30 protein-coding genes are annotated in these 24,753 nt (G+C 47.9%); 15 read left to right on the top strand and 15 right to left on the bottom strand.

What is annotated here, in order from left to right:
- Positions 1–42 precede the first annotated feature (42 nt).
- Positions 43–510: a GNAT family N-acetyltransferase gene (locus ITJ88_RS06985; protein WP_195865102.1), complete on the bottom strand. Its 468-nt coding sequence runs from the start codon at positions 508–510 to the stop codon at positions 43–45.
- 109 nt (positions 511–619) lie between these two features.
- On the opposite strand from ITJ88_RS06985, the gene ITJ88_RS06980 reads away from it, so the two are divergent.
- A complete protein-coding gene (locus ITJ88_RS06980; protein ID WP_195865101.1) occupies positions 620–1,231 on the top strand; it encodes a DUF3885 domain-containing protein in 612 nt (203 codons plus the stop codon).
- Positions 1,232–1,824: 593 nt separating this feature from the next.
- Complete coding sequence (locus ITJ88_RS06975; protein ID WP_195865100.1) at positions 1,825–2,298, top strand: hypothetical protein; 474 nt, start codon at positions 1,825–1,827, stop codon at positions 2,296–2,298.
- Positions 2,299–2,362: 64 nt separating this feature from the next.
- On the opposite strand, the gene ITJ88_RS06970 is transcribed toward ITJ88_RS06975, so the two are convergent.
- Genes ITJ88_RS06970 through ITJ88_RS06960 form a run of 3 tightly spaced genes read right to left on the bottom strand, consistent with a single transcriptional unit; the run spans position 2,363 to position 4,901 of the window.
- On the bottom strand, positions 2,363–2,740 hold the full coding sequence (locus tag ITJ88_RS06970) for a VOC family protein (RefSeq protein ID WP_195865099.1): 378 nt from the start codon (positions 2,738–2,740) through the stop codon (positions 2,363–2,365).
- Positions 2,741–2,757: 17 nt separating this feature from the next.
- The gene (locus ITJ88_RS06965; RefSeq protein ID WP_195865098.1) at positions 2,758–3,921 is read right to left on the bottom strand and encodes an MFS transporter; all 1,164 of its coding nucleotides are present in this window, start codon (positions 3,919–3,921) and stop codon (positions 2,758–2,760) included.
- Complete coding sequence (locus tag ITJ88_RS06960) at positions 3,921–4,901, bottom strand: ROK family protein (RefSeq protein WP_195865097.1); 981 nt, start codon at positions 4,899–4,901, stop codon at positions 3,921–3,923. Before ITJ88_RS06960 ends, ITJ88_RS06965 begins: the two co-directional genes overlap by 1 nt.
- 258 nt (positions 4,902–5,159) lie before the next feature.
- On the opposite strand from ITJ88_RS06960, the gene ITJ88_RS06955 reads away from it, so the two are divergent.
- From ITJ88_RS06955 to ITJ88_RS06940, 4 genes are all read left to right on the top strand, one after another.
- Positions 5,160–6,065: a methyl-accepting chemotaxis protein gene (locus ITJ88_RS06955; RefSeq protein ID WP_195865096.1), complete on the top strand. Its 906-nt coding sequence runs from the start codon at positions 5,160–5,162 to the stop codon at positions 6,063–6,065.
- Positions 6,066–6,191: 126 nt separating this feature from the next.
- Positions 6,192–6,680 carry a GNAT family N-acetyltransferase gene (locus ITJ88_RS06950; protein WP_195865095.1) on the top strand — a complete coding sequence of 163 codons (489 nt, stop codon included), beginning with the start codon at positions 6,192–6,194 and terminating at the stop codon, positions 6,678–6,680.
- Positions 6,681–6,714: 34 nt separating this feature from the next.
- Complete coding sequence (locus tag ITJ88_RS06945) at positions 6,715–7,293, top strand: GNAT family N-acetyltransferase (RefSeq protein WP_195865094.1); 579 nt, start codon at positions 6,715–6,717, stop codon at positions 7,291–7,293.
- Positions 7,275–7,751 carry a GNAT family N-acetyltransferase gene (locus tag ITJ88_RS06940; protein WP_195865093.1) on the top strand — a complete coding sequence of 159 codons (477 nt, stop codon included), beginning with the start codon at positions 7,275–7,277 and terminating at the stop codon, positions 7,749–7,751. The genes ITJ88_RS06945 and ITJ88_RS06940 overlap by 19 nt, the downstream gene beginning before the upstream one ends.
- A gap of 39 nt (positions 7,752–7,790) precedes the next feature.
- Here ITJ88_RS06940 and ITJ88_RS06935 read toward each other — a convergent pair whose 3' ends face one another.
- Positions 7,791–8,843 carry a C45 family autoproteolytic acyltransferase/hydrolase gene (locus tag ITJ88_RS06935; protein WP_195865092.1) on the bottom strand — a complete coding sequence of 351 codons (1,053 nt, stop codon included), beginning with the start codon at positions 8,841–8,843 and terminating at the stop codon, positions 7,791–7,793.
- A 161-nt stretch (positions 8,844–9,004) separates the two neighbouring features.
- Here ITJ88_RS06935 and ITJ88_RS06930 point away from each other — a divergent pair, with 161 nt between their 5' ends.
- Positions 9,005–10,711 carry a methyl-accepting chemotaxis protein gene (locus ITJ88_RS06930; RefSeq protein ID WP_195865091.1) on the top strand — a complete coding sequence of 569 codons (1,707 nt, stop codon included), beginning with the start codon at positions 9,005–9,007 and terminating at the stop codon, positions 10,709–10,711.
- Between the two features lie 140 nt (positions 10,712–10,851).
- Here ITJ88_RS06930 and ITJ88_RS06925 read toward each other — a convergent pair whose 3' ends face one another.
- Positions 10,852–11,355 (bottom strand): DNA topology modulation protein, encoded by a 504-nt coding sequence (locus ITJ88_RS06925; RefSeq protein WP_195865090.1) that lies wholly within the window; start codon positions 11,353–11,355, stop codon positions 10,852–10,854.
- A gap of 81 nt (positions 11,356–11,436) precedes the next feature.
- Between ITJ88_RS06925 and ITJ88_RS06920 the strand changes: the two genes are divergently transcribed.
- A complete protein-coding gene (locus tag ITJ88_RS06920; RefSeq protein WP_195865089.1) occupies positions 11,437–11,859 on the top strand; it encodes a hypothetical protein in 423 nt (140 codons plus the stop codon).
- A 32-nt stretch (positions 11,860–11,891) separates the two neighbouring features.
- Here ITJ88_RS06920 and ITJ88_RS06915 read toward each other — a convergent pair whose 3' ends face one another.
- Positions 11,892–12,638 carry a bacteriorhodopsin gene (locus ITJ88_RS06915; protein WP_133208586.1) on the bottom strand — a complete coding sequence of 249 codons (747 nt, stop codon included), beginning with the start codon at positions 12,636–12,638 and terminating at the stop codon, positions 11,892–11,894.
- Positions 12,639–12,921: 283 nt separating this feature from the next.
- Here ITJ88_RS06915 and ITJ88_RS06910 point away from each other — a divergent pair, with 283 nt between their 5' ends.
- The gene (locus ITJ88_RS06910; RefSeq protein WP_285800975.1) at positions 12,922–13,575 is read left to right on the top strand and encodes a flavodoxin family protein; all 654 of its coding nucleotides are present in this window, start codon (positions 12,922–12,924) and stop codon (positions 13,573–13,575) included.
- Positions 13,572–14,057: a YusW family protein gene (locus ITJ88_RS06905; RefSeq protein WP_230088549.1), complete on the top strand. Its 486-nt coding sequence runs from the start codon at positions 13,572–13,574 to the stop codon at positions 14,055–14,057. The genes ITJ88_RS06910 and ITJ88_RS06905 overlap by 4 nt, the downstream gene beginning before the upstream one ends.
- Before the next feature lie 40 nt (positions 14,058–14,097).
- On the opposite strand, the gene ITJ88_RS06900 is transcribed toward ITJ88_RS06905, so the two are convergent.
- The 5 genes from ITJ88_RS06900 to ITJ88_RS06880 all read right to left on the bottom strand — a co-directional run bounded on the left by ITJ88_RS06900 (position 14,098) and on the right by ITJ88_RS06880 (position 17,107).
- Positions 14,098–14,883: an endonuclease/exonuclease/phosphatase family protein gene (locus ITJ88_RS06900; RefSeq protein WP_195865088.1), complete on the bottom strand. Its 786-nt coding sequence runs from the start codon at positions 14,881–14,883 to the stop codon at positions 14,098–14,100.
- Entirely contained in the window at positions 14,880–15,410 is a 531-nt protein-coding gene (locus ITJ88_RS06895) for a GNAT family N-acetyltransferase (RefSeq protein ID WP_195865087.1), read from the bottom strand. Before ITJ88_RS06895 ends, ITJ88_RS06900 begins: the two co-directional genes overlap by 4 nt.
- A gap of 279 nt (positions 15,411–15,689) precedes the next feature.
- The gene (locus ITJ88_RS06890; protein ID WP_149427342.1) at positions 15,690–16,151 is read right to left on the bottom strand and encodes a DUF2178 domain-containing protein; all 462 of its coding nucleotides are present in this window, start codon (positions 16,149–16,151) and stop codon (positions 15,690–15,692) included.
- Positions 16,151–16,357: a helix-turn-helix transcriptional regulator gene (locus tag ITJ88_RS06885; RefSeq protein ID WP_023468270.1), complete on the bottom strand. Its 207-nt coding sequence runs from the start codon at positions 16,355–16,357 to the stop codon at positions 16,151–16,153. The genes ITJ88_RS06890 and ITJ88_RS06885 overlap by 1 nt, the downstream gene beginning before the upstream one ends.
- Before the next feature lie 468 nt (positions 16,358–16,825).
- Positions 16,826–17,107 (bottom strand): hypothetical protein, encoded by a 282-nt coding sequence (locus ITJ88_RS06880; protein WP_195865086.1) that lies wholly within the window; start codon positions 17,105–17,107, stop codon positions 16,826–16,828.
- Positions 17,108–17,320: 213 nt separating this feature from the next.
- Here ITJ88_RS06880 and ITJ88_RS06875 point away from each other — a divergent pair, with 213 nt between their 5' ends.
- The 4 genes from ITJ88_RS06875 to ITJ88_RS06860 all read left to right on the top strand — a co-directional run bounded on the left by ITJ88_RS06875 (position 17,321) and on the right by ITJ88_RS06860 (position 20,115).
- Positions 17,321–17,497 (top strand): hypothetical protein, encoded by a 177-nt coding sequence (locus ITJ88_RS06875; protein WP_023468272.1) that lies wholly within the window; start codon positions 17,321–17,323, stop codon positions 17,495–17,497.
- 80 nt (positions 17,498–17,577) lie between these two features.
- A complete protein-coding gene (locus ITJ88_RS06870) occupies positions 17,578–18,630 on the top strand; it encodes a flavin monoamine oxidase family protein (RefSeq protein ID WP_195865085.1) in 1,053 nt (350 codons plus the stop codon).
- Positions 18,627–19,538 (top strand): PhzF family phenazine biosynthesis protein, encoded by a 912-nt coding sequence (locus ITJ88_RS06865; RefSeq protein ID WP_195865084.1) that lies wholly within the window; start codon positions 18,627–18,629, stop codon positions 19,536–19,538. Before ITJ88_RS06870 ends, ITJ88_RS06865 begins: the two co-directional genes overlap by 4 nt.
- Entirely contained in the window at positions 19,510–20,115 is a 606-nt protein-coding gene (locus tag ITJ88_RS06860) for an HAD-IA family hydrolase (RefSeq protein ID WP_195865083.1), read from the top strand. Before ITJ88_RS06865 ends, ITJ88_RS06860 begins: the two co-directional genes overlap by 29 nt.
- Before the next feature lie 39 nt (positions 20,116–20,154).
- Here the strand turns inward: ITJ88_RS06860 and ITJ88_RS06855 are convergent, their stop codons facing one another.
- The 3 genes from ITJ88_RS06855 to ITJ88_RS06845 all read right to left on the bottom strand — a co-directional run bounded on the left by ITJ88_RS06855 (position 20,155) and on the right by ITJ88_RS06845 (position 23,117).
- Positions 20,155–21,336, bottom strand: coding sequence for an MFS transporter (locus ITJ88_RS06855; protein WP_195865082.1), 1,182 nt, complete (start codon positions 21,334–21,336; stop codon positions 20,155–20,157).
- A 17-nt stretch (positions 21,337–21,353) separates the two neighbouring features.
- Positions 21,354–21,947, bottom strand: a complete 594-nt coding sequence (locus ITJ88_RS06850) for a TetR/AcrR family transcriptional regulator (protein WP_370567769.1) — start codon at positions 21,945–21,947, stop codon at positions 21,354–21,356.
- Between the two features lie 117 nt (positions 21,948–22,064).
- Entirely contained in the window at positions 22,065–23,117 is a 1,053-nt protein-coding gene (locus tag ITJ88_RS06845) for a YrzE family protein (protein WP_230088547.1), read from the bottom strand.
- Positions 23,118–23,399: 282 nt separating this feature from the next.
- On the opposite strand from ITJ88_RS06845, the gene ITJ88_RS06840 reads away from it, so the two are divergent.
- Positions 23,400–24,701, top strand: a complete 1,302-nt coding sequence (locus ITJ88_RS06840) for a hemolysin family protein (RefSeq protein ID WP_195865081.1) — start codon at positions 23,400–23,402, stop codon at positions 24,699–24,701.
- Positions 24,702–24,753 lie beyond the last annotated feature (52 nt).

Genomic DNA, 24,753 nt, shown 5'->3' with positions numbered 1-24,753 from the left:
GACGATTAACATCAAATGACTTTCGTCGTTTATATGAAGATATCAACCCTCATCAATCGTGTATGAAAAAATGTGTATGGGTAACTCCGTCGTCTCGATCGTCTCGACCAATGTCCATCCTAATTTTTTATAATATGCTGAAGCGTTTTCTGTTTTTAAATAGATTGTTGTGATCTGCCGTGATTTGGCGTAGACGATTAATTGATTGATGAGTTGTTGCGCGATTCCTTGATTCCGATAGACTTTTTCAACGAATAAAGAAGCGAGCCAAGGCGTATAGGCTGGTCGTTCGTTCAAGTCATTTTCAAAGAGGGAGACGGTTCCGATACACGTGACATCATCTAAGGCAACGAATGTCACAGGATACGGTACACTTGGCTTTTTGTCTAAAAAGGCTTTTATTTGTTCATAGCGTGTCGCCCCTTTTTTCTTTTGAACGAATTCGGTATGAATCATTGTGGTAACCACTTTTAATTGTTCAGGATGATTCGATAATGTATCAATGATCATCTTCTCATCCTCCTTTCTACAATTGTTGTATCGATCATTAAATTAATCCGTCCTGCAATAGTTACTCAAAACAATACATCTGTCCTCATCAGAATAAAGGAGCTTTGGAATGAACTTCGAACAATACTTGCAACAACATTTTGGGAAGGTGAACTTATTTGATCGTTCCTTTGTCGAGAAGGATTTCGTAATTCACGTAGACTTAGTGAAGGACCTGTATCAGTTAAAGAAAGATTCAGATGAAATCAACGAGGAATACTTCAAACAGGCATACCAAAAATCAAACGAATTGTTTGAGGATCTATTCCGAGAAGAGGAGCCTCTTTATTTCGTCGTGCATGTGAGAAGGGAGCGCGGTAAATATCAAAAGTCAGCGACGAAAGTATTCCGTCACTTAAAAAGAAGAGAAGATCAATACAACATAAAGTTCGTAGAGAAAATGATAGATGAAGAAGAGCAGATATCTGAATATGCCGTGTTATTACCGAACAAAAACGCATTAGATTATAAGCGTTTAATCAAAGCAATCTGCCATCAGGATTTCCCGACGCTGCAACCAAGATTTCGTCAAACGTATACATACTATCCGGAAGTCTTTTTCGTGAACGTGGATCGAAATATCGTTTTGAATATCTATGATGATCGCGGTTGTTTCCTTTTGTTCGGTGATTTAGCAACGTATGACATGTTCAAGAAGAAATATCGTCATGATATCAGCTAATCGAATTTAATCGCATTTAGAAATACTCAAGCTAGTGCCAAGAAACCAATCACTGAAAAAATAAAAAGTACCAATAGAGAGGTGAGCAATGTTAACGCGAGGATTTTTCCTGTATTTCTAAGACTTATGATGGCGCACACTAGCGCAAGCAATAGTCCAGCTATCATATAATTCGTACCCCAAAAACCATTGAACGGTAAGAGCTTGACAGTAAGGAAGATGAAAACGACGATGCCGATCGAAATCCATCCCAGGTGCTTTCGCATGTATGAGTCTCCTTTGATAAGCAGAATATATAGCCATAATTTGGATTGTTTTAATCATATCATTACAAATGTTGGGATATAAAGAGTTTTCAATAGACGCTTGAATATAGGACACATTAAATTCTTATCATGCAGAGGTTTAACGAAATACCCCTTTATTTCAAATCAACTGGTGCATTATATGATCTGTTAATTGAAGTGGTGTCAATGTTTTACAGAACTATACGTTATGTTAAGATAGGTGAATCGAACGATAAAGACAGTAGAAACCTCAGTTCATAGAGGCGTTTACTGTCTTTTACTATTTTTCGAAAGGGGTAAACACCTATGAAAAAGCGAGTATTGCAGAAAATGAAGGCAATTCTGTTGATGAGTCTTCATTTTGGGTTCATCTATTTACTGATGAATCCAGTAAACCTTGGGAGTGTTGAAGAAAATCTGTTCATGACGATCTTCGTTCTGATCGAGGTCTATGTCGTAACGGTCTTTTTTACGAGTTTGATTTTTTTAGGGATCGGGACACCGTTATCATTAGGGATTGAATATATCGTGAGTCAGCAAAAACATAAGCGTAGATGGTCAATCGTTCTCCATCTGCTGTTAGGAGGAGTTCTGACGTTAGTAATTCTTCTTCTATTTGGCATCTTGCCACCATTTTCAGCGTGGATGGATACGGAGATTCTATTGAAAGTAATCTTCTTATTGTTCTACCCAGTAGGGTCTCTTCTCGTATTTGAACGATTGATCAATCGTCGAAAGTCTGCTCGTCAAGAGACATACCAACAAGCAGAAAACAATTGAACAGTCATCGACCGACAAACAATCCCTCACTCTAATCAGAATGAGGGATTGTTTCGTTTCATCCTTAGATTGTCAACTCGATCACATTACCTTCCGGGTCCGCGATCGTACTTTCATAATACCCGTCACCCGTCGTCCGGGGACCATCAAGATGTTGTACACCTGCGTCTTGTAACCGAGCTGTCCATTCGTCGACCGCTTGTTTGCTGCCGAGCGAAAAGGCGAAGTGGGCATACCCGAGCGCATTCATCGTCCGTTCCGTGATATCCGTCCGTTGCATCAACTCAAGACGCGCACCACTCGAGAACGTCAGGAAATACGACGTGAACCCTTTCGTCGGATTATGATACCGCTCGCCTGCCGTAGCATCAAAATGTGTTTCGTAGAATTGACGCATTCCTTCCAAGTCTGCCACCCAGAGGGCGATATGTTCAATCTTCATCTCCACTCCTCCTTTTTTCAAGACGCTTTTGCCAATCGCTGTCTGAATAACATCCGGTTCAACCCTTCCGTAGCGACCAGCATCAAGAAGATGAGACTGATCGTAAACCAATGGAACAATGATAAGGAGTAGGACGTCGCCAGCCAGCCGAATAATGGCGGCATGAAGGTACTACCGGTATAAGCGAATGCCATTTGTACCCCCATCAGCCGTTGCGCCGCAGCTTCTCCGAAGCGAACCGGCGTCTCATGGAGCATTGCCGGGTAAATCGGTGCGAGACCAAGCCCGACAAGTACGAAACCAAGCGGCATCCAGGCAGCGGGTGCGAGGATGAAACAGGCGGCTCCGACGAATGCCGTCCATTGACCGACACGAATCAAACGACGATTCGACCAGCGTAGCGATAGAAAACCACTGATGAAGCGCCCCGCAGTGATGCTTCCATAGTAGACGGAAATCCACGTCGCTGCTGATGTTACGGAAAAGGACCGGACTTGGACAAGATAACTACTGCCCCACAGCCCGACGACCGCCTCGGCGCCGCAATAAAAGCAAAACGCTGCGAGAGCGGCGACCAATCCGCGTGGTTTTCCAGAAGACGTATTCACGGTCTGAACCTGTTCAGACACCTGTTTCGGAGCCCGCTTCCAGAGGGGTAAGCTGACGATTAAGACAATCATCAAGACGAGTTGCAATGCGCCGACGACGAGGTAACCTAAACGCCAGCCGGAATCGAGCAATACACCAGCCATGATGAGCGGACCAGCCGTCGCACCGATGCCCCAGAAGCAATGGAGCCAGTTCATATGATGTGCTTGATAATGGGTGGCAACGAAGTGGTTTAACGCCGCGTCGACGACTCCAGCACCGAGTCCAAGCGGGATTGCAAGGACGAAGAGCCAAATCAAGGACGGAGCAACGAAAAAACCGATCAATGCCAGTGCCGTCAAACCAGCAGAAGCTGCCGTGATCGGACCCGTTGAATAACGTTCGATCAAGCGACCGCTAAACAGACTCGAAACGATCGTTCCGGCAGCGATCGTCATGAAGAGCCAACCTGCCATGTCGAGCGGTGCGTCGAGATCGAGCCGCATCACAGGCCACGCTGTACCGAGTAATGCATCCGGCAGACCAAGACTGATGAAAGCGAGATAAATCAAAGGTAATAGTAAACGGGTCATCAGGCGAGACCTCCTAACGGAATTTGTTCAATGAATGACTGGATGCTCAGTTGCATCAGACCATCTAAATAATCAGTTTCCCAGTCGCCTTGCCTCAATTGAGGTAATTTGTCGAGCGGAAAGCGCTTGGCGCATCGTTCTGTCAACCGTGCTAATCCGTCATCCGAGACATCGGACGCTGTAAACAAGATGACATCTGGATTCAAAGTGACGCTAAACGAGAGAATGATTCGACATAACGCTTCATACCAGTCGTCAGAGTGTGATGCAGTCGTTGCGAGGACTTGACCGACATTTCGCTTGTCGTCAAACGGGATGAACGAGATCTCTCCAGCGAAGTGATGTGCTCCGCGGATGACATGACCGGAAACGGCGACGCCGGCGCCCGGTCCGTTCGTCCCGAGATACACGTAGACGGTCGTCTCGTTATCAGAAGCTTGGGCACGAACCGCCGCGTTCATATCATTTTCGACGATGACGGGTCGCCCGAACCGTTCCGTCAGTTCTTGTTGCAAAGGGCGATCGTCTAGCGTCGGATAATCCGGGGCGAACAGGATTGTGCCGGTTGTATCAACGGCACCAGCAACACCAATCGCAAGCGTTTGAATAGATGGATGATCGTCGAGTAATGTTGTCAGCGTTTTCAATAAAATAGATCCATGATCCGACGAATCGAAGTTCAGGCGACCCGTTGCGATCAGATGTCCACCGACGTCGTGGATGCGATACTGCAGATACGTGCGTTCGAGATAAAGAGCAAGTCCGTGGAAGTGATCCGTGCGATAGCGATACCGTTTTGCCGGACGCCCTCCGCGAACCAATTCAAGTGGTGTCTCTTCAATTTCCTGTGCAGCGATCATCTGATCGATCTGTTTGCTCGCAGTCGGAAAACTGACATCCAAAACGTGACGAATCGCAGGGATCGTATCCAATTGCTCGACTAAAAAAGCGTGACGTGTACGTGAAGTGAGTTCAGTCAAGGAAGCGCCTCCTATTCATACCACTTATTAAATCATTTTAATAAGTATCGATTCGAGTATAGCAGATTCAGGGAAGAAAACAAGTTTGAAAAAGAGGTCTATACTTGGAATATTTAAGAATTTTAGGTTTCGATTTCCATACGAATGGCTATCTAACCATAATAAAAGAATTATCAAGAATCTTGATTTCATACAGTCTGAACTAGAGATGTTGCACATGGTGTAAGGCAGATGTGAGTGGCGAAAGGAGTAACTACCATGACAACCCCTGTGAATGTCGATCTTGGCTCCGATGGTGTATTATCTGCTTTGCGTAACAACGTTGCGATGATTCGATTTGATCGGCAACGTCGTGTTGTCGATGTCAATGATCTGTTCGCGAAGACGATGAAGTACAAGAAAGAAGAGATGATCGGGATGCAACATCATTTGTTTTGTACGACAGAATTTGCGATGAGTGATCGATATCAGGCATTTTGGCAAAAGCTGTTCAGTGGATTCAGTGCGGCAGATAAAATCGAACGGATTGATGCTCACGGACAGTCCATCTGGCTAGAGGCGACATATATGCCGATTTACGACGGACAAGAAGTCGTCGGGGTCTTAAAAATTGCAGCGGATATTACAAGTCGGCAGCTAATGATTCAAGAATATGCAACATCATTTGATGTAATCGCTCACGAGCTAGGGGAACGTTCAAAACAAGGGGAGCAGGGAAGCGAAAGCTTACGCGAAACGATTACTCATTTGGCAATGACGACGCATGAAAATCATCAAACAGTCGAACGTTTACAACAACAAGCAGCCAATATTTCACGGATCACAGAAACGATCAAAGCTATCGCGTCACAAACGAATATGTTATCGTTGAACGCATCAATTGAAGCAGCACGAGCTGGTGAACATGGGAAAGGTTTTGATGTCGTAGCAACCGAAGTGAGAAATCTTTCGAAGCTTGTTGAAAAGGCAGTAGTTGATGTGCGTCAAACGACACTGCGAATGAACGATGAGTTGGATCGTATCGCAAGCGCGATGACACAGGCGAATACAGATACTCAAGCGAGTATGAATATCGTCTCTGAGACGGTCGAACGTTTCCATGGTGTTCAAGGATCAGCGACCCATTTGACAGAAACGGCACACGAATTCACGAAAATCATTTAATCGCACATATCAAAGTCGAAACTTCTTAATGAGAGGGTTCGACTTTTTAGTTAGGATGAAAAAAAGATTATGATAAGTGGAATAATATGTTAATATACTACAAAACGAATAGGGAGCGAACTTCTAATGAATATCCGTACTGCCCGTCCTGACGATTTTCAGGCATTGATTCCATTGTTCCAGCAAATCCACGATCAACACGTCGCCTTACGACCTGATCATTACCGTCCGCACGAGATGCCGGTTCCGGAAGACTTATTTTTGTCGCAACTCGAAAATCCGGATTATGCATTACTCGTTGCAGAACACGACGGACTTGCCGGTGTGATCGTCCTAAAGGAAGACATCGTCGAAGGAAGCGGCTTCGTCTTCGATAAGCATTACTTACGCGTCATCAGTCTCGTCGTTGCGGATACGTATCAAAAACAAGGCGTCGGGAGACGATTGATGCAAGCCGCTTACGCGCACGCGGAAACGATTGGTTGTGACAAAATCGAACTCGGTGTCGATGACGCCAACCAGGAAGCGATTGCCTTTTACGAGACACTTGGAATGGCTGTCCGCTCGAGACGAATGGAATGGAACGTGACGTCAAGCAGGGAAACGACGACGTAACGTCAAACAACAGATACTAGAAAGGGGAGAGGTCATGTTCAGGTTACAAGTATCCGATCACGTAGCGCTTCAATTGTTTGAACGGCACCATGCGGAAGAATTATTCGCCCTCGTCGATGCCAATCGCAACCATCTTCGCGAATGGCTTGGTTGGGTCGATGGTGCAACAGAGGCAAGTACATATCAGGAGATCGTCATTCCAGCATGGCTGCAACAGTTCGCCGATGGCAACGGCTTTACGTGTGGCATCTATCTTCAGGACGAGCTCGTCGGAACGATCAGTTTACATGAGATTAATCGGCATCTCGGGCAAACGTCGATCGGCTATTATCTAGGAGAAAAGGGCCTTCGAAAAGGCATCATGACGGACGTCGTCCGGTTCGTCACGAACTATTGTTTCGAGACGCTCGGCATGAACCGGGTCGTCATCGAGTGTGCGACTGAAAACGTCCGAAGCAGACGAATTCCGGAACGACTCGGCTTCACGGAAGAAGGCGTCTTACGGGACGCTGAAAAATTGTACGGGACGTATCACGACCTGCAGGTCTATGCGATGTTACGACGGGACTGGACGAAAACGCAGGAGGTGGCAGCATGCGCATCGAGCAAATGAGTCAAGCGACGTATGACGCTTACTTACCGGTCGCAATCGAGGAGTATGCGGCAGAGAAGTGTCGCGCCGGTACGTGGTCGGAGAACGAGTCGCTCGAGAAGGCAACAGCAGAGTTCGCAACATTGTTGCCAGAAGGTCTGAAGACGAAGGATCACTACTTATTTACGTTTCGTGACGAGACAGGGAACGATCTTGGAATGGTCTGGGTCCATGTGACAGAAGAATCACGCGGACGTTGCGCTTTCATCTTCGACGTCAAGATTACGTCTGAAAAGCAAAACCAAGGATACGGCAAGGAAGCGCTCCGATTACTGGAAGTGATGTTGAAGCGGATGAACGTCAAGAAGATTTCCTTACACGTCTTCGCGCATAACGAACGAGCGATTCATGTGTATGAATCGCTTGGGTACGAGAAGACGGATTATCATATGTCGAAACGTCTCGATGACAGCCATTAAAAAACTTCCTCTTGCGCAAGCAGGAGGAAGCTTTTTCGTTTAACGCCACGTCTGTAAGGTATTCGCGAACTGAATGTTTGTCTCCAGTTCTCCTGTGATCTCGCTTGCTGTGAAGTCATTGCCAGCGAGCCAGTCGGCAAAGTCGAACGTGACCGGTTCCTGATCACCACCGAGCGCGAACCAGACCTTCAATTCTTCCGGGAAGTAGGCAGACGTATGGATCGTTCCCGCCCACTGGGCGTATAAATCTGCAAAGACACCTTTATCGGTATCGTTCAGTAGTCGGAAAGCGGATTCCGCATCTTGAATCATGTGTTGATGCGTCTTTAGCTCCATCATCCGACGTTTCGAGTCGTCCAGATGATAGCGGTTTTCGTGTTGCAACAAATCGAAGTGATTGGTGCACATGTTCGATTCCCGCACTTGGACGTCGCGTGCCGTCGCCTCGATGACGAACGAACGCGCCGATTTATCATGGACGACGTACGTGAACGATCCGCGATGCGGAATCTCCTTGACGAGTGAGATCGCATCGTCGACCGACGTACACATCTCGAGGATGATCCGCCCGATCATGAAACTGACGAACCCGTCGCCCGGACGGCGACGGTTGATGAAGTTATAGCCCATCGCAAGCCCATGTTCATTCATCCCGTCCATCCGACCTGTTACCCGTGAAGCGGGGCCGATAATTGCTGATCCGCCATCATTCGGTTGAAAGACGGAAAATCGACCATCGTATGTCATCGGATGATAGTCGTAATTGCGGACGAGGAAATTATTACCGGTCATGATCGAACAACCACTTTTCGGTCCTTCGACCCGGTAGTGCCCAAAATGCAGTAACGTATCCGGCAGTGAAAGTTCAAGTTCGTCCTGAAGTCCGAGTAGCTCGTCCCAAATATGCGGGGCGTAGCGGAGAAACATCTCCTTCGTCTCGACCGGATCGACTTGAAAGCGCGGAACACGGATCTTCCAGTTGTCCTCCCGGTTATGGAGCAACTGGTTTCGTTTGACGTAACGCCCTTGTTCGCGACCGAACTCATAATGACTGCCGCGGAATTGTGTGATCTCATTGGCTACACGTTGCATACGATTCATCCTTTCTTCAACTGCTGTATGCTGATTATATCGAACGCGAGGGAGAATGTCGTATGGCAAGTCTTTACTTAAGCATATCTAAAGTATGGGAATATTGAAAAAATAGTCAACTTTTTCATTCTTAAACCGATAACAAAACGGGAGGGGATGGAATGAAACACATGTCAGTTAGACGGAAGATACAAGCTTTGATCGCAACAGCCGTCGTTGCGATGCTTTTGATTGCGGGAGCAGGACTCTATTTCTTGAATCAGATGTCGAATGCTTCCCGAGCGATGTATCAAGAAAACTTAATACCGATCCAGGAAGTGGCTCAAATCCGGATTGATACACGCGCGCTTGATTCTTTTTTAGTCGAGATGATGTTAACGAAGGACGAGGCACGGGTCACGGAACTGCAAGCTGACATCGATACGCGTCAGGAACAGATTCGCGCATCAGTCACGAAAATCGAAAAAGCAGGACACTTTAATGCGCAAGAGAAGAAACAGCTCGAAGAATTAAAGGATAATGTCCTCGCCTATGATAATTCGATGACGATCGTCCAGGATGCGGCGACGCGCAACGAAACCGAAGAAGCCTATACGGCATACACGCAAGGCCTGGAACAAGTCCGGGATAATGTTGCGGATTCTGCGAAGTCGTTGATGGCTTCGATGACAAAACAAGCAAAGACGCTAGACGCTCAGAATCAAGCAGAAAAACAAACGGCCTTTTACTTAATGCTCGGCATCTTTTTACTCGCGGTTCTCTTGTTTGCAGGACTTGCCATGTACATTACACGTCTCATCACGCGTCCGATTCGTCAATTGCAGGGATGGATGGATCAATCAGGGAACGGGGACTTGACCGTCCGTGGAACATACGACTCAAAAGACGAGCTTGGACAGTTGACGACGTCCTTCAATGAAATGATTGCGTCACAGCAACAAGTCGTGCTTGAACTAACCGGTACAGCTGACCGCGTCGCTGTTGCGTCGGATGAACTTAGCGTCAATGCGGAATCGACGACGAAAGCGACGGAAATGGTCGCCGTGACGATGGAAGAGATGGCAAGTGGTGCTAGTCAACAGTTGCATCAAGTATCGGATGCCTCACGGACGATCGAAGAATTGACGACGTCGGTCCGTTACGTCGCCGGTAATGCCCAACAAATGACGGAACGCACTGCGGATGCGATGGAAAAAGTCGCTCTCGGTGGTCAAGTCGTCGGAACACTCGGTACCCAAATGGGACGGATTCAAGAAGACGTTTCTCGACTGAGCCACGTCATTGACGGTCTTGGTAACCGATCGCAGGAAATTGGACAAATCACGGATTCGATCAAAGGTGTCGCGGCACAGACGAACTTGCTCGCATTAAACGCAGCAATCGAGGCAGCTCGCGCCGGTGAACAAGGGCGCGGATTCGCCGTCGTCGCTGCGGAAGTCAAGACGCTCGCGGAGCAGTCGGCGGTCTCGGCAAAACAGATTGAGTCGTTGATTCGGGTCATTCAACAAGAGACGGAAGCATCGGTCGCCTCGATGGAGAAGGTTTCGACCGAGATGACGAACGGGATTGCCGTCGTCGATCAAGCAGGTGCCTCCTTCTCAGAAATCGAGACAGCGATCACCGACGTGACAGGGCACGTCGAAGAAGTGTCCGGTGCCGTACAGGAAATGGCGGCAGCGAGTGAGCAGATTGCCTCCGTCATGCGAACGATTCAAGCAGTGACGGAAGGGACTGCTGCCGGAACACAAAACATCTCCGCGTCGACCGAGGAGCAGATGGCGTCGATGGAAGAAATCTCATCCGCGTCCCAATCACTCGCGACGATGGCGGATGATTTAAAACAAGTCACAGGCAGATTCACCGTGTAAGATATTGAACGACGACCATGAGGTAATTCATCATGGTCGTTTTTTTATTTGTGGTAATGAATGGAAAACAAGCAGGGGAGTAAGCGTGTGGCGTCGTATGTACAGGTTAAGTAAGAATGATATAAAGCAGCAGATAGATGTTATGAAAGTGATTGAAGAAATTGTTTGACAGCACGACGGGACGTCAGATGGATGACTTGTTTATCGGACGTCGCTGTAAGCGTTGAGAGGATATTCGGTCGTTTATCGATTGGGAAACGCCAAATCCATTTCAAAAAATCGAACGATAGTTTCTCGGGACAGCCTGCCGCCATATCCGGTCGACCGGTCTTGCGGTAGCGCCACGTCCGTTTTAATGCCCGGTACAGACAGAGTGTCCGCGGTAGATCAAGGAAGATGATCGTATCGGCGGCATTGATTCGTAAGTCAAGCGTTCCACCGTAGTTGCCGTCGATGATCCATGTGTCACGCGATATGAGTGTTTGTTGAATCTGACGTTGTTCCTCACGCGAAACCGCTTCCCAGTTCGGACGCCATAATAAGCTGTCGAGGTGATCAACAGGATAGCTGAGTTTTTTGCCCATCTCGCGGGCAAGCGTCGATTTACCGGACCCACCGGAACCAATCAAGATGATCTTTCGCATACACTACCTCCTATTTTTTGTCATAGGAATTGATCATACCACGGTTTTCTAGTCGAGGATAGAACGAAAGGAGTGAATGAGATGGTACCAAATTTCATAATCGAAGGGATGACGATCGTTTTTACACTACTCGTAATCGGTTGCGGCGTGATATTCCTGCCGCAGCGATGGAAGCGGTATGGCTTGATTTTACTTGGTTTGGTGGCAATCGGGTGCAGTTCCTTTTGGTACATCCGACCGACGCTCGTCAATCAACAGATTGCTGAGAATACTAAGCTCGCTAAAGTAGAGCTAGCACGCCAGTTTCCAGGAGAAGCATACACGATAAGACCACAGAAGTTTTCATACGAATCGTCAGCAAATCCGTATATGATTGAAGTCGAATTCGCGAATGAACCAAACATGATCTATATGTTGAAATTCCGTGAAAATGATATTGAGTTAGCGGGTTATGTCATTAAAAATGAAGATATCTCCTATGAACAACAACATCAGTTCAAATAAAGACCGGATGCTCAAAACATCCGGTCTTTTGATTAAGTGGATTTCAATTTTTGTGTTGCGGACATCGTCTTGACAGCGAAGAAGGCAATCAGACCGAATCCGACCTTGTTGATCAGGTCCGCAAAGTTATAGATCAATTCGCGGACGAGTTGCACCTCGATGCCGGGTGCGAACAAGGTGACGGCGTAACCGACCGGATAGATCGCCCATCCAATCAAGATGAACAAGCGCATTTGCAACAAGGCTTTACGAATCGGTGCAGGCTTATCTTCAGCAGCTTTCGTGACGTTCGTGAACAAGAGATAAATGATATAAAACCATGCGATACAACCGACGACGTATGCCCAAAGACCGAGTTGTGTGAAGCCACCCGCCAGATTGATGGACGACTCGCCGATGTATCCACCGATGATCATGATGATGTCGGCGATGACGAGTTTCGTTAGAAGGGAACGTCCTTTCCCACCTTTTAAACCGAGCAACAGCGGAAACTTGATCAGTAAGAGAGGCGTCGTCACAAGCCAGTCGATGTAGCGGATTTCGGTCGGAAAGCCATCGATCTCTGACAACAAACCGGATTCCCCGACAGCTTGCTTCATGAAATAATAATGAATCGCAGCGACGAACGTGACGAGTGCAGCGACTGTTGCGGTCGAGCGGTATTCCGGGGCGAGGGAATTTCGTTCGACGAGAAAATAGAGCGTACCGGCGGCCATTCCGACGAATCCGACCCAGAACATATACTGGGTCGCAAGAACGAGAAGGTTGACGTCTTCCATGTTATTTCGACTCCTTTTCGTAAGTGGACACGACCTTTCATACTTTTATTTTACTGACGATACAGTCTTCAGACACCACGTCGAAACGCTCTTGATGTGCGGTCTATCAACGGTTTGACAACATTTCGACACACTTGGAGAGGAACAATCGATGACACACTATCAGCTTCAATGTCATAGGGCTTAACTAAATAAATTCAGACATTCCGTCATGACCTGCCTTCGCTGAAGCGAGGTTTTTTTAGTTTATCCGTCGATGGAAGAAGGAAAGTACTAAAGACGAATGATGTTACTTAAAATGACGGAGGAGGATGGATGGATGTTGCACGCCTTATTCTTGAACTGCACCTTAAAAGCATCACGTGAACCATCGAATACGGAGGCGCTAATCCGTGACGTGATCGCATATTGGAAACAAGAGGACGTCACTTCAGAAATTGTCCGCATCGTCGATCACCAAGTGGCGTTCGGCGTCACGGAAGACGAAGGCAACGGGGATGAATGGCCCGTGATTTTCGAAAAGGTGAAACGGGCGGACATCGTTGTCATCGGAACACCGCTCTGGCTGGGTGAAAAAAGTAGTGTTGCGACGCAAGTCATTGAACGATTGTACGGAGGGAGCGGCCTGACGAACGATCTTGGACAAGCGATCTACTACAACAAAGTCGGTGGCGTCATCGTCACGGGGAATGAAGATGGAGCTAAACATGCGTCTGCCTCCATCTTGTACGGTCTGTCGCATATCGGCTTTACGATTCCGCCGAACGTCGATGCTTACTGGGTCGGTGAAGCGGGACCAGGACCATCGTACATCGAAGCAGGACGGAACAACGACTTTACGAAGCGACACGCACAGTTTTTAGCTGCCAACCTATATCATTTTGCCAAGATGTTAAAGGAGCATCCGATTCCAGCAGAAGGGAATGTGATGGAATGAAAAAACAACGTTTAACAGGATACGGTGTCGCAACGTTGTTCGCGATGAGTTTAATGCTTGCGGGTTGCGGAAATGACGAAGCGTCGACGGACAAGGTCGAAGAAGGATCAACGAATTCGAACACGACCGACGATACGATGCAAGACAAGGATACGGTAACGAAAAATGCCGACACGGATTATGGCTTCAACAGTCTGTCGATTGAAGCGGACGTTGAAGGGGATAACGATGCCATTGATATTAGTTATGATCGGGATAATGACGGAACGGAAGCGGAATATCGCTATAAAGGGGAGCAAAAGCAAGGAGACGACGCGATGACGGAACTCGACGCGAAGTTCAAGAACTTAAAGATTGATGCGGATACATCTGAAAAAGAGGTCATCAGTGAGGTTGAGCGTGTGTTTGCGATTCAAGATGCTTCCCGCTTAGAGGTTGAAATCGAATTCTCAGACGGAACCGAAAAAGAATATAAAAAATAAACAACAGGTCTGCGCCCGTATGAGGTGTAGACCTGTTGTCTTAGTGTAGCGTTACATGAGCGAGGACACCGTAATGATCGCTCGGTACAAGGTGATGCGGCAGTCGATGATTTCCGATCAGTTGGACGTGCTGTAAGGTCACCTGCGAAAGCGAACGCTGACAGAGTAACCAATCATATCGAACGGGGCTTGTAATGCCGTCATTCTTCCTTGCGTACGGATTCGTCACGGAATCAAGCGTCGCGGCGGCGATTTGTCCTGTACGAGCGGCAAAACTGCCAGCAAGATCGACCCACTCCTTAAGCGCAGCGTGATGCAACGCAGAGTGTGGACCATCATTAAAGTCGCCGCCTAAGAACTCAATCGTCGTGTCATCCGTCTGTGAGGCAATCCATTCGTTGACGAATCGAAGTTGATCGAGTCGAATGTCTGAAGCACGCCAATTGAAATGAATGTTCGTCACGGCAAAACGAATACCGTCAATCGAAAACGGGATCCGAATTGCACAGTGGTGGTTGATGTTTGCTGTCGCAGCGGCACTCGAATCCGTTCGTTCAAACGGCAATTTCGTCAGAATGGCAAGTCCTTCATCTGGTGAATCCATATAAGGATCCATCATCATATACGGATAACCGGTCGCCTCTGCGAGGTGCTCGGCGATCGAAATGAAAGGTTCATCCGGATGAAACGTCGACATGACTTCTTGCAGGAGGAGAATGTCCGGTTGGTGTTGCTTGATCTCCGCGCATAACGCCTCGAACCGTTCTTGTCGTTTGTGCGGGTGATGCCAGATGTTATATGTCGCAATTGACAATGAAAGACTCATAGCTGTAAGCCCATCAACACCGTATCGTAAAAGCAACCGTCCGATAGTAACCGGTCATGACGCAGTCGTCCTTCTTCTTGAAATCCATGTCGCTGATAGAGGCGAATGGCGCCGAGGTTCGTCTCGACGACTTCTAGCTGAATTTTTTGCAGGGATTGCGCTTTTGCCCAAGCAATCATTCGTTCCAGCAGTTGGGTACCGATTCCTTGCCCCCAGTCGGATTGAAGTACACCGAGTCCAAATGATGCCTTGTGCGCGAAACGTTTTAAATGAAAACCACGACATCGGGCGTAGGCGATGAGGCGTCCCTCGCGCTCGACGACGAGGATACGATCCGGAACCGAGGAATCGTGTAACTGATCTGCGAAATCCGTCGCGGTCATCACGTCCTCACCAGGCATCCGGTCGAAGTATTCCGTTTCCGAATCAAGTGTTTGGCGGAGTTCAGCGAGGGCTTCAGCGTCACTGAGTCGAGCCGGTCGAATCTGGTACCGTTGTGTATCGAACGAGTGGTGCATCGTCTGCATATGTAATCCTCCGTTCTAGATGGAATATGCTATCATTATGGCAGGAATGGTATCATTTGTAAATTTAAGGAGAGAAGAAATGAAATCAATTAGGGTCAGAACAATACGAAGGAATAACTCAAAAAAGAATGATTCGTCTTTTTGCATTTTTTCTATCGAAGTTTCGTGTGACGCGCCATTTTTTACAAAGATAAGAGTGACAGATGATTATTCTGCCACCCTTATCTTTGTAGAGAATAATTTATGAATCACCCTTCATGATGTGTTTAACAAATGATGTTAACGCCGGACGTGCACGATCCAAGCCGACATGTACGTCAGTGTTCCGATCGATAAGACAAGGGCAATCGCATAAAACGGAAACGCTGGATACAGTTGGAGTAATGGTTGCTCAAACAAAAAGGCAATCATTAGAACGGGAAGGCTGATCATAAAAGCAACGTACGCTGCTCGAGTCGCTTTACCGGTGATCAGTGCCTCACGTTCGTCGGAGTCGGAAAATTCTGCTGTCGCAAACGAACGCGAACGGTCTTCTCGTAAGAAATAGCTGACGATCGACAGGACAATCGCAATCACTAGCACTGGAAGGACACCCATTACATCTAATTTCAGCGACAATCCCGTACCGGATACAGGATCATCTTGAAATAACTGCAGATTCGCATGAATGGCACTAATGAGATAAGCAGCTAAAAAGTAGAGACAACAATTAAGTAAAGATTGAGTGACGACACGTTTCATCAGGATTCCTCCTCTAATTGAAATAGTTCCTCGATCGGGCAATCAAAGACGCGGGCAATCTGCATCGCGAGTAAGAGCGACGGCGTATAGCTCCCTTTTTCAAGTGAGATGACAGTTTGTCGTGTCACACCAATTCGTTCCGCGAACTGCTCTTGTGTCCACTTGTGCTGTTGACGATAGAGGCGGACATGGTTCGTCAGTTTCATCTGACGACCTCCTTTCCAGTTGTTTACATTGTAAAGCCGGTTTTACATTTTGTAAAGTAGACTTTACGTCATGTATGTAAAAAATGGAGCTGACTCAAAAGTCAACTCCTCAGACTGAAGACAAAGCGTAAATTTTTATTAACGAAAAGGATAGCGCTTTTTTGTTCATCTCGAATCGTTTTACTAGGGCAAGCATCGCGTCGCTGCAGGTTCGCTCTTGCTTGTTTTTCCCTAGGAAGCGATATGGAGTGAACAAAACGCTTCTCTGATCCTTCTTCCGGATATAAAAAAATGACGCATTACACGCCACTCCTACAGGAAAAAGCGCGATTTTGCGCTGTCAGAGACAAACAAGACCCGTTTTCCTGCTCGAACGGAGCGGGAAAACTGGCTTGTGTCTCGCCTGAGGAAAGGGCGTGAAAAGACTCGTCATTTTTTGGGATCAGTCATCTGAAGCCCACGTGAACATTAAAATACGTAAGGTGTCAAAATGACAGCCGTGAGACAAGCGAATGTCGCCAATCTCTGATGATGACGTAAGGATAAGAAAAGCGTGATCAGCCCAGTGATCGTCATACCGGATAAGATCCATCCTAGCCAAAACTCCGTGCTATTCGAAGCAATCGGGATGCTTAATAAGTAAGCTGTCGCGTGCGGAAATAAGCCGATGGCATCTAACAGGATACCGCCAAAGACACCCATCAGCAGCAAGCCGATCGACAGACGAAATAGTGCTTGACGTTTAATCATATGCATACTCCTATTCTGTTTGGTTGACGCAAGAAATCCTACTGTTGCGCCTATTCAATATGTTTCTACAAAAAGCGAGGGATTCCTTTCTGTTATCTATCCCTGAACTTTATCAAAAATCCTTGCTTCTGCACATCAATCGGAATATTCAGATAATTATCGGGTATTCTGTTGAAAACGCCATCGCCGATTCAGTGGAGAGGAGAAGAGAAGATGATGCCTGAACTGATACCGGATGACCGGGAGCTCGAACGAAGGATTCGGATCGTACATCTGTTGCGAAAACTGGGTAAGACGGACGAAGCGATTGCCCGATCCTTGTATGTTCCGATCGAATGGGTTCAATCAATTGGTGAAGAAGACGACTGGCAGCAAATGCAATCATCCTAAGGCAAGGACGTCACGTCCTTGTTTTTTTGCGTGTTCCGGTATACTAAAACAAGCATCTCAAATCGAGAGGATGAAGTGAAATGAACGTTGCCATCATTGGAGCAGGAATCAGTGGTTTGTATCTCGCGACGCGTATGCAGAAGCTTGGACACGACGTGACGATCTATGAAGCACGTGACCGAATCGGCGGGAGAATCGAGACGATCGATTTCAACCTAGCAGGACAATCATATGCGTTTGATCTTGGACCGACTTGGTTTTGGCCGGACAGCGAACCACTGATGGTCGATTTGATCCATCGATTAGACTTACCGACACTCGAACAATATGCGACGGGAGCGCTTCGACTCGAACGAGCTGACGGAGTCGAGTCGCATTTGGTTGCGAATCAACCGACGGCGCTTCGCCTTCGTGACGGAATCCGCTCTGTTGCTACGGCACTTGCTGCACGACTCACACCGGGAACGATTCGACTCAAGTCTCCGATCAGTCAGATTGATGTCACGAACCGGATTCTCGTCAGTTCAGGAAGGAAAAGTCAACCGTTCGATGAGATCGTTCTCGCACTACCACCACGTCTAGCGGCAACATTATCGTATGTGCCAGCTTTACCTGAAGCAGTCCTGGATGAACTTGAAGCATTACCGACTTGGATGGCGCAGCAAGCAAAATGTCTTGTTCTTTACGAGAGACCGTTTTGGCGTGATTCGGGCTGGTCCGGTCAGGCAATCAGCTGGACTGGGATGGTGCAGGAGATTCATGACGCTTCCCCACAAGATGGACCGGGAGCGCTGTTCGGTTTTTTCCGGACGCCGGCACGTGAACGACAGTTATTGACCGAGGCGGAAATCAAGGAAACGGTACTCGCGCAGCTGGTTCGTCTGTTCGGTGAACAAGCGCGTCAGTCGATTGGTTGGGCGTATAAAGACTGGTCGACGGATAGTTGGACAGCAACACGAGCTGATGCAGCACCTCTCGTGGATTTCCCGGCGTATCATACCATCAATCTCGGAGTGGAGCATGCAGCGATTTCACTGATTGGGACAGAGACCGATCCGAGTCATGGTGGACACTTAGAAGGCGCATTACGATCCGTTGAACGTTATTTAGAAAAGAGAGGAAGAGAAAAATGATCGAGACGCTACATTATGATGTGTTTACATCGACGCCAGGAAGCGGTAATCCAGCTGGGGTCGTCTTAGACGCCAATCAATTGACTGAGCCGGAAATGCAACGAATCGCTCGGTTGAACGGCTTTACCGAGACGACGTTTGTCTTGTCATCCGAGCAAGCGGACTACCGCATGCGCTACTTTGCACCGGAACGGGAAATGGATTTATGCGGCCATGGCACGATTGCCGCATTGACAGCACTCGATTCAAAGATCCGTTTATCTCCAACATCTCAAATCGAGACAAAGTCAGGCATCTTGCCTGTGATGCGTTTAGCGAACGGCATGTTTCGCTTGCAACAAGGACAACCACAATTACATCAGTTTGACGGTGACATAAAGCACGTTCTAGCCGCGATCGGTCTCGAATTGACACATCTCGATGACCGATGGCCAATCGTATATGGCAGTACTGGGAACTTGACACTGCTCCTCCCGATTCGTCGACTTGAGGACTTTCACCGGATGGTGCCGGATAACCAACGCTTTGCCACCGTGTTGACCGACTTCCCACAAGCCTCGATTCATCCGATTTGTTTCGATACATATGACCGACAAGCGACGATGCACGGACGTCACTTCTCAGCAACGGGAGCAGGAAGCATCGAAGATCCGGTTACGGGAACGGCGAGTGGTGTGATGGGCGTCTATTACCGAAAATTCATCCAGCCACTTGAAACGGAAACTGCGATCATCGTCGAACAAGGACACGAGATGGGTCGACCCGGTCAGGTCGGAATCCGTATTTCTGGCGAAGGTCTTGATCACAGCAAATGGAAAGTCGAGATGGACGGGCAAGCCGTCTTTGTCGGCGTCAAGAGAGCGGGAGAGGAAGAGACAGATGTTGAAACACTTCATTTGGGATTTTGATGGCACCTTGTTTGATACATATCCGGTGTTAGTCGATGTGTTCGTGGAATTACTCGAGCGTGAGGGGCGAACGGTTGAACGCGAGCAAGTAGCAGAACTGATGGCGATCTCGGCAAAAACGACGTATGAGGCGTTTGGTGTGTCCGAAGCGTTCATCCTGAACTACAAGCAACAAAAGATGATCATCGAACAAGAACAGTCTGAACCGTTTCTCGGAATCCGTGAACTGCTAGAGGCGTTATCGACGAGAGGTGCGACGCATCATATCGTCACCCATCGCGGAACATCGATTCATGCGTTGCTTGCAAAACATGGGTTGACGCATCATTTTCAAGACGTGTTGACGGCACCGGATGGATTCGCCCGAAAACCGGATCCGGAAGCTGTCACGTACTTGATCAATCGGCACCAGATGGCACGAGACGAGACGATCATGATTGGAGACCGGGAACTCGATGTCTTAGCCGGACATCGTGCCGGTATCAAGACGTGTTTGATAAGCGAACATACGAGTCAGACCGTTGCGACGTATACCGTAACGTCGCCCGGTCGATTAAAGGAATTGTTACTGACATAAAAACAGCCCCGCTTCCAGTGATGGAAACGGGGCTGTTTTTTAAGAAGACAATCGATCTGCTTCGGTGGCTTGAGCGCGTGGTGCACGCCAGAAATACGTCAGTAAAATGCCGACTGCGAGCATGACTGTCGCGAAATAGAACGGATAGTTCAAATTGACGTCAAAGAGTAGTCCACCAACGATCGGTCCAAGGATGTTGCCGATGCTCGTAAACATCGAGTTCATTCCGCCGACGAACCCCTGTTCATCTCCGGCAATCTTCGAAAGATAAGTCGTGACAGCAGGTCGCATCAAGTCGAACCCGACGAAGACGACCATCGTCACGAGAATGATCGAGAGATAGTTCGTCACGAACGTCATCAAGACGACGAGCAGTGTCGAACCGATCAAGCTGTACCGAATCAAGCGAATCTCGCCGAACCAGCGTGTCAAACGATCGAACAGTCCGACTTGGACGATGACGCCGACGATCGCACCGAGAGAAATTGCAAGCGCAATGTCCTTCGCTGTGAAGCCGAACTTCCGGTCGACGAACAAGGCGAATAACGACTCGAACGAGGCGAGACCGAACGACGAAATCAACAGGACAAGAAAAGCGATGAAATAGAGCGGACTGAAGACTTTCCGGAAACCGGTCTGTTGTTTGACCGTCGTTGTCTCGTAGTGACGTTCCGGTTCCTTAAGTGTAAAGACGGATAACACCATCGCTGTCAAACCGAACGCAGCAGCAAAGAAGAACGGCGTCCGCGAGCCGAGGTCAGCGAGGAACCCACCGATACCCGGTCCGATGATGAAACCGGTCGAGATGGCAGCAGACATATATCCGAGCGCTTTCGGACGAGTCTCGTTCGTCGTGATGTCAGCGATGAATGCCGTGACGGCTGGCATGATGAAAGCCGCACTGACACCACCGAGAATCCGTGACGCGAACAGGACTTCGACGCTTTGACCGAGACCGAATAAGAGCTCGGACATACTGAAGATGAACAAACCAATGATGATCATCGGTTTACGTCCGTACTTGTCGACGGCACGTCCCGCGAGTGGTGAAAGAATCAATTGTGCAAAGGCGAAGGTGGAAACCATGTATCCGACTGTAGCCCCGGAGATGTTCAACTCGTTCATGATCGTCGGTGTGACGGGAATGACGAGTCCGATGCCTAAAAAGGCGATGAATAAGTTGAGCAGGAGTGTACTTAAAATCAATGTATTGTTTTGCATAGTTCACCTCAATAGAATTAAATCGTTTTTGACATACCACGCCAAACGATCGGCCAGACGGCTTGCTGTCGAGCATGAAACGCGTTGACACCGTTGTAGACGAGTTCTGTTAACGTGCCTTCAGCAACTGTCAGATAGGCGAGAGCGGCACTTTTGTAATCCGTCGAATAGAGAATCTGTTCCGTTCGGTCTCGTTCGCGTAGTAATCGCGTCAATAGATCGTGCAGTGAATCGAAAAACGGATTGAAGCGGTCCGTCATTTCTTGTTCGAGCTTCTCCGGTGGAAAATAGGCAGCCCGAAGGATGAATCGCATCAGGATATCGTCTTGCTGTTCCGAAATGAACCAATCGAAGAAGCCGTGCAGCGATTGCTCGAGCGGCTGCTGCCGCGTACTCGTGAAATACGTCGCAAAGCGGCGCTTTTGTTCTTGCAAGGCGTACGTCGTCGCTTGCAGGAACAGGTCGTCCTTCCCTTTATAGTGCGCATAGATCGATGGCTTTTTTATGCCAACCTCTGTCGCGATCTCTTGCAACGATGCCCCTTCATAGCCGTGCGCAGCAAAATGATGGATGCTCGTCTGTAACAATTGTTGGGCTTTCAGATAAATCACCTTCCTAACGGTCGTTAGGTAACACTGTAACAGCAAATTTCAAATGTAGTCAATCAGATTGTCTTACCGCACAAAAAAACTGACTCCGTGATGGCGGAATCAGTTAAGGAAGAATCATTATTTATTCATGACACGACCGCGTGTTGCAACGCGTGAGCCGACGATTCCTGCGAATGACGTAAAGATAAGAGTCAGAAGCAGTCCGACGAACGCCCAGATTGAAACTTTTGACGCCGTTTGTGTCGCTTGTTCTGTTTGCTCGCGGACATCTTGGACTGTTTTCTTGAGGTCAGCGGATGTCTCATCAAGCGTTTGTTTAGCAGTCTCAATTTGTTGCGTCGTTTCTTTTGTTGCCGTGTTAAGACCATCAACGATGTTTTGCGTCGCTTCTTCCGCTTCAGCACCTGTCAAATCGGTGTTTTTCGCAACAGCATCAGCGATTTTATCTTCATCGACTGATTTCTCGATTTTTTCAGCTCGTGCTGTCAACGAATCACCAAGATCCTGGACGATCGTATCGAAGTTCTCTGGTTTCGTGATTGCTTCCTTACCAGCAGCCGTGACGTCTTCTTGAACAGCGTCAAGTTCGTTCTGCAAGTAACCTGGTTGCAACTCTTTGATGTCCGTATCTTTTAAGATTTCGTCGACGTTCCCTTCAAGTTCTTTCGTATCAACTTGGGACACGTTTTTCGTAATCGAATCGAATCCTTTCGTCGCAGCGTCTTGCGCCGTCGAAGCAACAGATCCGATACCGTTACCAGCCGCACCACCGACCGTACCGAGTAGTGAGCCGACCGATTGTAACGTATTGACCGTCGTGAACGTCAAGAGAGCGAACAGTAAGATGACGCTCGTCGACCATGTCAAGAAACCGTGGACGAGACCGGCACGTGCCGACGTCACACCGGAGACGAATCCGGCAACGAACAGCGAGATGAGCAATGAAAGGATTGCCCAGATGATTAAGCCCGTTCCAACACCATCGAATGGGTTATTCGACGTGACGTCCGTGACGCCGAGTCCGATCGCTGAACCGATTAAACTAAATAAGATCAATAAAGATAGAAATGATACCATACCTGCAAAAATCGAGCTCCATGAGATGTTACGACCTGCTCCGTCCGCTTCCGCTCGGAAATGCGACGAAAAGCCTCTGTTTGTCTTTTCCATAATAAGCACTACCTCTCCCCGAATTGGTCTTTCAAGTTCGAGATGTTCATGAATGTAAAAGCTTCATCTCAAGTTTCTTACGCGCATAGCTCTTATATAACCGGTAACTAAATAAGAGAAACCTAGTATTACAGGTACATGATTAATGGTCGTCTGAACTTCAACGAAGTGATATTGGTTGCGTTTGAAGAAAAAGAATCGTACACTCTTATCAAGTGTCACGTTATACTGTACAGTTTAAAATCAAAAGGAGGTGATCCCCCGCTTTTAGGGGGATACAAGTTGGACATCGTCTTAACACTAAATTTGTTGTTGCTCGTCGTATTGATTGGTTTGACCGCGTTTTTCGTCGGTTCGGAATTTGCTGTCGTCAAAGTCCGGATGTCACGTCTCGACCAGATGGTGCAAGAAGGAAAAAAGGGAGCAGTACTTGCGAAGAAGGTCGCAGGAGATCTCGATTATTATTTGTCGGCCTGTCAGCTCGGTATCACGATCACTGCACTTGGTCTGGGTGCACTCGGGAAACCGACCGTCGAGAAATTGTTGACACCAGTCTTTGATGAACTCGGTGTCGCCGTTGCGCTGTCAACAATTCTCTCATACAGTATCGCTTTCATCTTCGTGACGTTTCTCCACGTCGTCATCGGAGAGCTCGCACCGAAGACGCTTGCGATCCAGTATGCGGAACGGATGACGTTACTGCTAGCTCCTTCACTCTATATATTCGGAAAAATCATGTATCCGTTCATCTGGATCATGAACGGTTCGGCCCGTGTCCTCTTACGGACGTTCGGTGTGAAACCAGCCGGTCACGAACAAGCCCATTCCGAAGAAGAGTTGAAGATCATCATGGCACAAAGTTTTCAAAGTGGTGAGATCAATCAATCGGAACTCGCCTTGATGCAAAACGTCTTTGCGTTTGATGAGCGTGTCACGCGCGACATCATGGTGCCACGGATGAATATGATGGTCATTTCGGACGAGATGAGTTGGGAAAATCTTTTACAGACGATGTCTGACAATCCGTATACGCGTTACCCGGTCAGTGAAGGAACGGATAAGGACCGGATTAGTGGTTATATCAACGTCAAGGAAGTGCTCGCCCATCACGCGGTACAAGACGAACAAGAACTTGCATCGTTCCTTAAACCGTTACCGGTCGTCTCGGAATTGACACCGCTGCAAGAAACACTCTTGAAGATGAAGCAGACACGGTCACACATCGCTCTCGTCATCGACGAGTATGGTGGGACGTCCGGTTTGATCACGATGGAGGATATTTTGGAGGAAATCGTCGGTGATATCCGCGATGAATTCGATGAAGCGGAGCAAGCCGAAATCGAACAGTTACCGGACGGCTCGTACCGCTTAGCGGGTACTGTCCTATTAGTTGAGATCGAAGAACGATTTGGTCTTCGGTTCACTGAAGCAGAGGCGGTCGACACGATCGGTGGGTATATCCAATCACGGACGGCTGCTTTTGAAGAGGGAACGATCGTCACAGATGAGGCGTTTACGCTTGAAATCTTGCGTTCTGCCCAATATCAGATTCAGGATGTCAAGTTGACCTTGCCGTCAAGCTAACAGAAAGACCCGTTTTGCTTAGTAGTTCAATCTACTAAGCAGACGGGTCTTC

The sequence above is a fragment of the Exiguobacterium abrahamii genome (assembly GCF_015645365.1).
In the GTDB taxonomy this organism is placed as follows: Bacteria; Bacillota; Bacilli; order Exiguobacteriales; family Exiguobacteriaceae; genus Exiguobacterium_A; species Exiguobacterium_A abrahamii.
The sequence above is the reverse complement of the archived record's forward strand: the minus strand, read 5'-3'. Positions and strand labels throughout refer to the sequence as shown.

Excerpts from the sequence above, each read along its gene's own strand:
- ITJ88_RS06980 (WP_195865101.1), top strand. The coding sequence starts at position 620 with ATGAACTTCGAACAATACTTGCAACAACATTTTGGGAAGGTGAACTTA.
- ITJ88_RS06985 (WP_195865102.1), bottom strand. The coding sequence starts at position 510 with ATGATCATTGATACATTATCGAATCATCCTGAACAATTAAAAGTGGTT.
- ITJ88_RS06845 (WP_230088547.1), bottom strand. The coding sequence starts at position 23,117 with ATGGAAAAGACAAACAGAGGCTTTTCGTCGCATTTCCGAGCGGAAGCG.
- ITJ88_RS06870 (WP_195865085.1), top strand. The coding sequence starts at position 17,578 with ATGAACGTTGCCATCATTGGAGCAGGAATCAGTGGTTTGTATCTCGCG.
- ITJ88_RS06975 (WP_195865100.1), top strand. The coding sequence starts at position 1,825 with ATGAAAAAGCGAGTATTGCAGAAAATGAAGGCAATTCTGTTGATGAGT.
- ITJ88_RS06925 (WP_195865090.1), bottom strand. The coding sequence starts at position 11,355 with ATGCGAAAGATCATCTTGATTGGTTCCGGTGGGTCCGGTAAATCGACG.
- ITJ88_RS06965 (WP_195865098.1), bottom strand. The coding sequence starts at position 3,921 with ATGACCCGTTTACTATTACCTTTGATTTATCTCGCTTTCATCAGTCTT.
- ITJ88_RS06950 (WP_195865095.1), top strand. The coding sequence starts at position 6,192 with ATGAATATCCGTACTGCCCGTCCTGACGATTTTCAGGCATTGATTCCA.
- ITJ88_RS06875 (WP_023468272.1), top strand. The coding sequence starts at position 17,321 with ATGATGCCTGAACTGATACCGGATGACCGGGAGCTCGAACGAAGGATT.
- ITJ88_RS06890 (WP_149427342.1), bottom strand. The coding sequence starts at position 16,151 with ATGAAACGTGTCGTCACTCAATCTTTACTTAATTGTTGTCTCTACTTT.
- ITJ88_RS06955 (WP_195865096.1), top strand. The coding sequence starts at position 5,160 with ATGACAACCCCTGTGAATGTCGATCTTGGCTCCGATGGTGTATTATCT.
- ITJ88_RS06910 (WP_285800975.1), top strand. The coding sequence starts at position 12,922 with ATGATGTTACTTAAAATGACGGAGGAGGATGGATGGATGTTGCACGCC.
- ITJ88_RS06855 (WP_195865082.1), bottom strand. The coding sequence starts at position 21,336 with ATGCAAAACAATACATTGATTTTAAGTACACTCCTGCTCAACTTATTC.
- ITJ88_RS06885 (WP_023468270.1), bottom strand. The coding sequence starts at position 16,357 with ATGAAACTGACGAACCATGTCCGCCTCTATCGTCAACAGCACAAGTGG.
- ITJ88_RS06880 (WP_195865086.1), bottom strand. The coding sequence starts at position 17,107 with ATGATTAAACGTCAAGCACTATTTCGTCTGTCGATCGGCTTGCTGCTG.
- ITJ88_RS06905 (WP_230088549.1), top strand. The coding sequence starts at position 13,572 with ATGAAAAAACAACGTTTAACAGGATACGGTGTCGCAACGTTGTTCGCG.
- ITJ88_RS06935 (WP_195865092.1), bottom strand. The coding sequence starts at position 8,843 with ATGCAACGTGTAGCCAATGAGATCACACAATTCCGCGGCAGTCATTAT.
- ITJ88_RS06895 (WP_195865087.1), bottom strand. The coding sequence starts at position 15,410 with ATGCAGACGATGCACCACTCGTTCGATACACAACGGTACCAGATTCGA.
- ITJ88_RS06915 (WP_133208586.1), bottom strand. The coding sequence starts at position 12,638 with ATGGAAGACGTCAACCTTCTCGTTCTTGCGACCCAGTATATGTTCTGG.
- ITJ88_RS06900 (WP_195865088.1), bottom strand. The coding sequence starts at position 14,883 with ATGAGTCTTTCATTGTCAATTGCGACATATAACATCTGGCATCACCCG.
- ITJ88_RS06930 (WP_195865091.1), top strand. The coding sequence starts at position 9,005 with ATGAAACACATGTCAGTTAGACGGAAGATACAAGCTTTGATCGCAACA.
- ITJ88_RS06945 (WP_195865094.1), top strand. The coding sequence starts at position 6,715 with ATGTTCAGGTTACAAGTATCCGATCACGTAGCGCTTCAATTGTTTGAA.
- ITJ88_RS06920 (WP_195865089.1), top strand. The coding sequence starts at position 11,437 with ATGGTACCAAATTTCATAATCGAAGGGATGACGATCGTTTTTACACTA.
- ITJ88_RS06970 (WP_195865099.1), bottom strand. The coding sequence starts at position 2,740 with ATGAAGATTGAACATATCGCCCTCTGGGTGGCAGACTTGGAAGGAATG.
- ITJ88_RS06940 (WP_195865093.1), top strand. The coding sequence starts at position 7,275 with ATGCGCATCGAGCAAATGAGTCAAGCGACGTATGACGCTTACTTACCG.
- ITJ88_RS06865 (WP_195865084.1), top strand. The coding sequence starts at position 18,627 with ATGATCGAGACGCTACATTATGATGTGTTTACATCGACGCCAGGAAGC.
- ITJ88_RS06860 (WP_195865083.1), top strand. The coding sequence starts at position 19,510 with ATGTTGAAACACTTCATTTGGGATTTTGATGGCACCTTGTTTGATACA.